This is a genomic window from Paraburkholderia denitrificans (assembly GCF_042655705.1).
In the GTDB taxonomy this organism is placed as follows: domain Bacteria; phylum Pseudomonadota; class Gammaproteobacteria; order Burkholderiales; family Burkholderiaceae; genus Paraburkholderia; species Paraburkholderia denitrificans.
Map to the genome: position 1 here is coordinate 1 of NZ_JBHSMP010000033.1, position 6,229 is coordinate 6,229.

At 62.8% G+C, this 6,229-nt stretch carries 6 protein-coding genes and 1 pseudogene; 5 read left to right on the top strand and 2 right to left on the bottom strand.

What is annotated here, in order from left to right:
- Together ACFPTO_RS21555 and ACFPTO_RS21560 are read left to right on the top strand one after the other, a co-directional pair.
- Positions 1–213, top strand: a pseudogene (locus tag ACFPTO_RS21555) (hypothetical protein); the annotation flags it as partial.
- A gap of 16 nt (positions 214–229) precedes the next feature.
- Positions 230–595 (top strand): copper resistance CopC family protein, encoded by a 366-nt coding sequence (locus ACFPTO_RS21560; RefSeq protein ID WP_377714545.1) that lies wholly within the window; start codon positions 230–232, stop codon positions 593–595.
- A gap of 182 nt (positions 596–777) precedes the next feature.
- Here the strand turns inward: ACFPTO_RS21560 and ACFPTO_RS21565 are convergent, their stop codons facing one another.
- Positions 778–999, bottom strand: a complete 222-nt coding sequence (locus ACFPTO_RS21565) for a hypothetical protein (RefSeq protein ID WP_377714546.1) — start codon at positions 997–999, stop codon at positions 778–780.
- Positions 947–1,840, bottom strand: a complete 894-nt coding sequence (locus tag ACFPTO_RS21570; RefSeq protein ID WP_377714548.1) for a hypothetical protein — start codon at positions 1,838–1,840, stop codon at positions 947–949. Before ACFPTO_RS21570 ends, ACFPTO_RS21565 begins: the two co-directional genes overlap by 53 nt.
- A gap of 79 nt (positions 1,841–1,919) precedes the next feature.
- Here ACFPTO_RS21570 and ACFPTO_RS21575 point away from each other — a divergent pair, with 79 nt between their 5' ends.
- From ACFPTO_RS21575 to rpoD, 3 genes are all read left to right on the top strand, one after another.
- A complete protein-coding gene (locus ACFPTO_RS21575; RefSeq protein WP_296662733.1) occupies positions 1,920–2,261 on the top strand; it encodes an XRE family transcriptional regulator in 342 nt (113 codons plus the stop codon).
- A gap of 302 nt (positions 2,262–2,563) precedes the next feature.
- The gene (locus ACFPTO_RS21580) at positions 2,564–2,989 is read left to right on the top strand and encodes a GFA family protein (RefSeq protein ID WP_377714549.1); all 426 of its coding nucleotides are present in this window, start codon (positions 2,564–2,566) and stop codon (positions 2,987–2,989) included.
- Between the two features lie 920 nt (positions 2,990–3,909).
- Positions 3,910–5,886, top strand: coding sequence for an RNA polymerase sigma factor RpoD (gene rpoD / locus ACFPTO_RS21585; protein ID WP_377714551.1), 1,977 nt, complete (start codon positions 3,910–3,912; stop codon positions 5,884–5,886).
- Positions 5,887–6,229 lie beyond the last annotated feature (343 nt).

Below are 6,229 nucleotides of genomic sequence, written 5' to 3' on the forward strand. Positions count from 1 at the left end.
CCGATGAGCACCTGCACGGCGGGCGACTGTGCCGGCCAGACGACGGGCACGATCAACCCCGGCCTGATCTGGCTTAACCGCTATGGCCAGTTCGGCATCGAAGCGCAGATTCCGGTGAACCGCGCAACGGGCACTCATGTGGGCGTGATCGTCCAGGCGCATCTGTACTTCGACGACATGTTCCCGCATTCGCTCGGCAAACCCCTCTTCTAAGCGCAGGACACAACAAATGGAATTGCAAACCACCGCACGCGCCGCCGCTGCCGCACTCCTGATCGCCGCCTGCCAGCTTGCCCACGCGCACGCCTACCCGACTCACGAAGCGCCCGCTGCGGGCGCAACCGTCACGACGATGCAAAAGGACGTGGCGATCGACTTCGACGACGCGCTCGAACCCGCATTCAGCTCGATCACCGTGACCGACGCGCAAGGCAAGGCCGTCACGAGCTGCAAGGCCGTGGTCGATGTGTCGAACAAGAAGCACATGTCCGTGGGCTTGAATGCGCTGACGCCGGGCGTCTATAACGTCGCATGGGCGGCCGTCGCCGCGGATGGGCACCGCACGCAAGGACACTTCGCGTTCACGGTGAAGTAACGACGCAAGGGCCGCCGCGCCATCACAGGTGTTCTGCGTAGACCGATCGCTCGATCGGCATGCAGGTGAGCGCGCGGCCCGTTGGCTCGATATAGCGCCGCGCGAGTGTTTCGGGGGCTCGCGCTTCGATCACGCGCGGGTATCGAAACCCGCACCCGGATTCACGAGCGCATCGAGGCCGCTTATCGCCCCTGTACGCGGATCGCCGAATCGAACAGCGCCTCGGCGCGTGCGAGTTCGTCGAGCGCACGCTCCAGACGGGACTGTGCGGCCCCATGGGCCATCACCAATGCTTCTGCAACTTGCTCACCGCGAACGGCACGAAAGGCCAGATCGACGTTGCGGCTCGCCTCAACGAAGCGCCGCGCGGCCTCGGCTTCTTGTGAACGAGTGATGATCGCCATGGAAAAGTTCCATCGTTAATTGCGTCCAGTCCGCGATGCGCGCAACGCTGCGGCTGTGTGGACGTGCGCCGCCGTGCCGGACCGTCGCCACGGTATCCGCGGGCGGCATATCGAAGAGATCGCGCGTCACGCCGCGCGCCTGCTGCGCGGCGGACTGGCTGCGCAGACGTTGCGTGAGCGCGGCGTACGCCTCGAAGTCGCCCTCGCGCACCGCTTCGTGTATCGCGGCAAGCTCGCGTGCCTTTACGAGCGTGGGCTGCGTGAGCCGTACGGCATACGGTGCTTCGAGTTCAACCGCCAGGGCAATCGGGTAGCCCTTACCTGCCAGCTCGCCGACCGGCTCCACGCGGTCCACCACGACGGTGGCCTGCGAAGCGCTCGGCACCTTGCCTGTGCTCACGCTGCGCAGGCGCTCGGGATGCGCCTTCAGGCTGCTGCCGATGCTGAGCTCCGTGGGCGACGCGCACACCAGCGCGTAATGCTGCTCGCGCGCACGGCCTGAAGGCCAGGTCGCGCGGCTCGCGACAAACACATGCGGCGGCAACTGTCGCACCTGCCCGTTCACATCGACCCAGGCGTTCCACACCAGCGCGTCTTCGCGCTTGCGCACCGGCGCGCGGCTACGGCTGGCCGCAGGCGAGAACAGCGCGAGCAGCGAGCCGGTGCGCAGCGCCGCAATCTGCGCGCTGTTGCCAAGCGACCGGCCGATGCCCCACAGGAAACGCCCGCCGCCCAGACGCCGCTCCCACTCCTTGCGAACAATGAGCGTAGCGAGATCTTCGCCGGATTCCGCCCCGATTCGGGACCAGCAAAACGCGGGCGGTAGGTGTTTCAGTGCCATCGACTTCCTCGGAGTGCTTCTATCTGTTCATTTCGACAGATAATTCAATAAACGTTACTGTATAGATATAATGCATGACATGGAAGCCCCGGACACACATTTTCCCGTGCATGAGCTATTGACGCAGCTGACGGCGGATACCCGCTCCTCCAGCGAAATAGCACGGCTTTCCGGCGTCAGCCAGCCTACCGTATCGAGACTTCGGCTCTCGAACGGTCGACGGCTGCGCCGGAGCGCGTCATTCAATAAGCTATGCAGTTTCTACGGCGTGAAGTCACCGTCCGCCGCAAGGCGCGCTGTTGCCTATAACGAATTGCTGCGCAACGCGATCGTCGAGGCGTGGGACGGCTCGGAAGAGCATGGCCGCGCGTTGCTCGTCGTGATCGAGGGACTGAAGGAGATGAGCGGACGCCCGCGATGAGCGTCGTGCGTCCGAAGATGGGTGCTGTGGGCACGTGGTGGGCACGCGTTGACAGACAGGTCGCCTGCTGCACATGGGCGCACCACGCAAAGGTAACGCGCTATGGGAGCCACACACGCCTCGCGGCACCTGGCTGGTGCGAAAATCCCGCAGGAAGCGCGTATTGCAGCCGATGAAGCCCTGCGCAGCACGCCACAAAACGGCCGGCAGGAGCGCAATCTCCCAAATCCCGTTACCTTAGGCGCTCGCGACTCACTTCACGTGAGCGCACGGTCGATTGCCAATCCTGTCCTAAAGCAACGATGACAACCGCCCCATCCGGAAACGTTGCAACGCGGCTGCGCGGACGATGCCTGTGCGGTGCGGTTCATTACGTCGTGGACGACGCGTTCGTCTATGCGCTCAACTGCCACTGCTCGAAATGCCGGCGGGCCACGGGTTCTGCGTTCAAGCCCTTTGGCGGCATCGAGCGCCAGAAGCTGGTCGTCACGCAAGGCGCCGAACACCTGCTGACGTTTGGCGATGCGCATGCCTGCCACGACGTCCACTGCGGGCAATGCGGGTCGCTGCTCTTCTCCGTCGTGCGTGAAAGCGCCTGGGTTCACGTGACGCTGGGCACGCTGGTCGACAGCCCGGCGATCCACCCGAGCGCGCACATTTTTGTCGGCTCGAAAGCGCCCTGGTACGAGATCACCGATTCCTTGCCGCAGTTCGACGAACTGCCGTAGCCCTCGCTTATCTTTCCTGCCGCTGCGGCGATCGACTGTTCTCGCGCTCACCGTGTGCACGCCACCGGAATTTGTTCTGGCGCAACGCAACGTTACGCAGACGAATGAGCGAATCCGGCTCAAGCCGGCCAGTTCCACGCGTGCCTGAAGCGCCGCTTTCGGGCTGACGTGAGCAGCGTGAATATCGGCTGCGGCATTGCGCCTGATGCCATCTGGCTGGACAGCCATAGCTCCACCGCAATGCCTTAAGGGGTTTCCGAGGGACCGATCACGCAGGCGCGGCGCACGCTTCGTATGACACATTCGATCAGCCAGCACTCGCTGGCCTCGCAAGCGCCGCATTCGACACGTCATGCATGACGAACACGCAGCGCTTTACTGCATGGCGCGCCAGGAACCGGCGGTCAACCAGTCCGCGGACCAACGCGTTCAACATATGTTCGCCATTCGCTGTTGAGCGACGGAAGGCAACCTTATGCGGGAAGGTTTTGACGGCAGGTCACCATGCCGCGCCGTATTCCCGGAATAAGCCGCAACGCAAATTGGTTCGACGATTTAGACTCGCCACTCCAATTAATTGCGTTATTCGAGTCGGAAATCGCTCGTGGTGCGACGCCATCAAGCAGGCGTTGTGATTTGACCCTGTCACGGCACGCAACTGTGCATTACTGACGACGATTCAGGTTGCCTCGCATGGCGTAACGCACTACCATACGCGATCTTTCTGCATTGCACGAATATTCAGGCTGCCATTCGTACGCGCTTAACGCGCGCGCGTCTGGCACGCGCGTTTGGCGCTCCCTCGGCGGAACGGCATTCGCCCCCGCCCATTTCCCCTGCAAGTTCGTCATCGCCAGAACTTCACAACGCTGGCGCGTGACTCTTTTGCCCTTGTCAGGCCCCGCTTCAAGGAGAACGTATTGACAAGCCATGACCGGGACGACGTGCTGACCGCGTCTGCCCGCCCTGCTCGCCGCGCATCGAAAGACAAGACCGGCGATACGACTCAACTGGACGCCGGCTCGCAACTCGAAAAACGTCAGCATCAAATGCGGGCGCTGATCAAGCTCGGCCGCGAACGCGGCTACCTCACGCACGCCGACATCAACGACCATCTGCCCGATAACTTCGCGCAGACGGCCGCGCTCGAAACGATCGTTGCCACGTTCAACGACATGGGCGTGCAGGTCTACGAGCAGGCGCCGGACGCCGACACGCTGCTGCTGAACGAAGAAGCCCGCGCCGACGCGCAAATCGACGACGAAGCAGACGAGGAAGTCGAAGTCGCGCTCTCGACCGTCGATTCGGAATTCGGCCGCACGACCGACCCGGTGCGCATGTACATGCGCGAAATGGGCTCGAGCGAACTGCTGACGCGCGCTGGCGAAATCGAAGTCGCGAAGCGAATCGAAGATGGTCTCCAGGAGATGATCCAGGCGATCGCGGCGTGCCCGTCGATCGTTGCGACGATTCTGGCTGACGCCGATCGCGTCGCCGCCGGCGAGCTGCGCATTGACGAGCTGGTCGATGGCATCGGCAGCGACGAGCCGCCGCAGGAGGCCGCGATGGCCGACGCCGACGACAGCGACGAGATCGAGGCGCAAGCCGACGACGCCGACGAAAGCGACAGCGACGACGAAGAAGAAAGCGAAGGCGATTCGAGCAAGGCCAACGAGGCGCAACTCGAACTGCTGAAGGCGAACAGCCTCGCGATTTTCGCGCGCGTGCGTGCGCTCTTCGAGCAGATGGCATGCACGACCGAATCGGACGCGCGCGCCTCGGCTGCCGAAATGGCGATCTGTGAAGAAATCCAGCGCGAACTCGCGCCGATCCGCTTCACGGCCCGCACGATCGACCGCCTGTGCACGCTGCTCCACGGACAGGTCGCGCAGATCCGCGCAATCGAGCGCAACGTGCTGACGATCGTCGTCGACCGCTGCGGCATGCCGCGCGACGCGTTCGTCGAACAGTTCCCGGGCAACGAAACCGATTTCGACTGGGCTGTCCGCACGGCTGCAAAGTCGAGCAAGTACGGCGCCGCGATGACGCGCAGCCTGCCGGCGATTCAAGCCGAACAGGCGAAGCTCGCCGAAATCGAGGCGAGCGCATCGCTCTCGCTGCAGCAGATCAAGGCGATCAATCGCCGTATGACGGTTGCCGAATCGAAGATGCGCCAGGCAAAGGGCGAGATGGTGAAAGCCAACCTGCGCCTTGTGATCTCGATTGCGAAGAAATATGTGAACCGCGGGATGCAGTTCCTCGACTTGATCCAGGAAGGCAACATCGGCCTGATGAAGGCCGTGGACAAGTTCGAATATCGCCGTGGCTGGAAGTTCTCGACGTACGCGACGTGGTGGGTGCGTCAGGCCGTGACGCGTGCGCTCGCCGACCAGGCGCGCACGATCCGCGTGCCGGTTCACATGATCGAAACGATCAACAAACTGAACCGCATTTCGCGCGAGATCCTGCAGCAAACGGGCATGGAAGCGCATCCGGCGGATCTCGCCGCACGCATGGGCATGACCGAAGAGAAGGTGCGCGGCATCCTCAAGATCGCGAAGCAGCCGGTTTCGCTGGAAAGCCCGGTGGGCGACGACGGCGACGCAACGCTCGGCGACATGATCGAGGACGCGGCGTCGAGCTCGCCGGCCGATGCGGCGATTCACGCGAACATGCGTGCCGCCATCGACGAGGCGCTCAAGGCGCTTTCGCCGCGTGAAGCGAAGGTGCTGCGTATGCGTTACGGCATCGACACGACGTCGGATCACACGCTGGAAGAAGTGGGCAAGCAGTTCGACGTGACGCGCGAGCGTATTCGTCAGATCGAAAGCAAAGCGATGCGCAAGCTGATGCACCCGAGCCGCGCCGACAAGCTTCGGCCTTTCCTCGATCGTTGAGTTGCACGAAGATTCAGACCGCTGGTTTTTGCTGCGGTCTGAAGCTTGAATATGAAAAAGCCGTCCTCCGGGACGGCTTTTTCATATGCGCTGCTTCATATGCGCTGCTTCATATGCGCTGCTTCATATGCGCTGCTTCATATGCGCTGCTTCATATGCGCTGCTTCATATGCGCTGGTTCGTGTGCGCTGCGGCTTTAACTGTTCGCCTTGAGCGCTGCCGCGCAGCCTCGTCTGCCCCAGGCGGGACGTAAACGCCAAAACCCCGGCGCTCATGGAGACACCGGGGTTTCGGATACAGCATAAGGAGCCTGACGATTACCTACTTTCACACGGGCAATCCG

What these genes read in the sequence shown, in the direction of transcription:
- ACFPTO_RS21570 (WP_377714548.1), bottom strand. Translation starts at nt 1,840, where the DNA reads ATGGCACTGAAACACCTACCGCCCGCGTTTTGCTGGTCCCGAATCGGG.
- ACFPTO_RS21565 (WP_377714546.1), bottom strand. Translation starts at nt 999, where the DNA reads ATGGCGATCATCACTCGTTCACAAGAAGCCGAGGCCGCGCGGCGCTTC.
- ACFPTO_RS21560 (WP_377714545.1), top strand. Translation starts at nt 230, where the DNA reads ATGGAATTGCAAACCACCGCACGCGCCGCCGCTGCCGCACTCCTGATC.
- ACFPTO_RS21580 (WP_377714549.1), top strand. Translation starts at nt 2,564, where the DNA reads ATGACAACCGCCCCATCCGGAAACGTTGCAACGCGGCTGCGCGGACGA.
- ACFPTO_RS21575 (WP_296662733.1), top strand. Translation starts at nt 1,920, where the DNA reads ATGGAAGCCCCGGACACACATTTTCCCGTGCATGAGCTATTGACGCAG.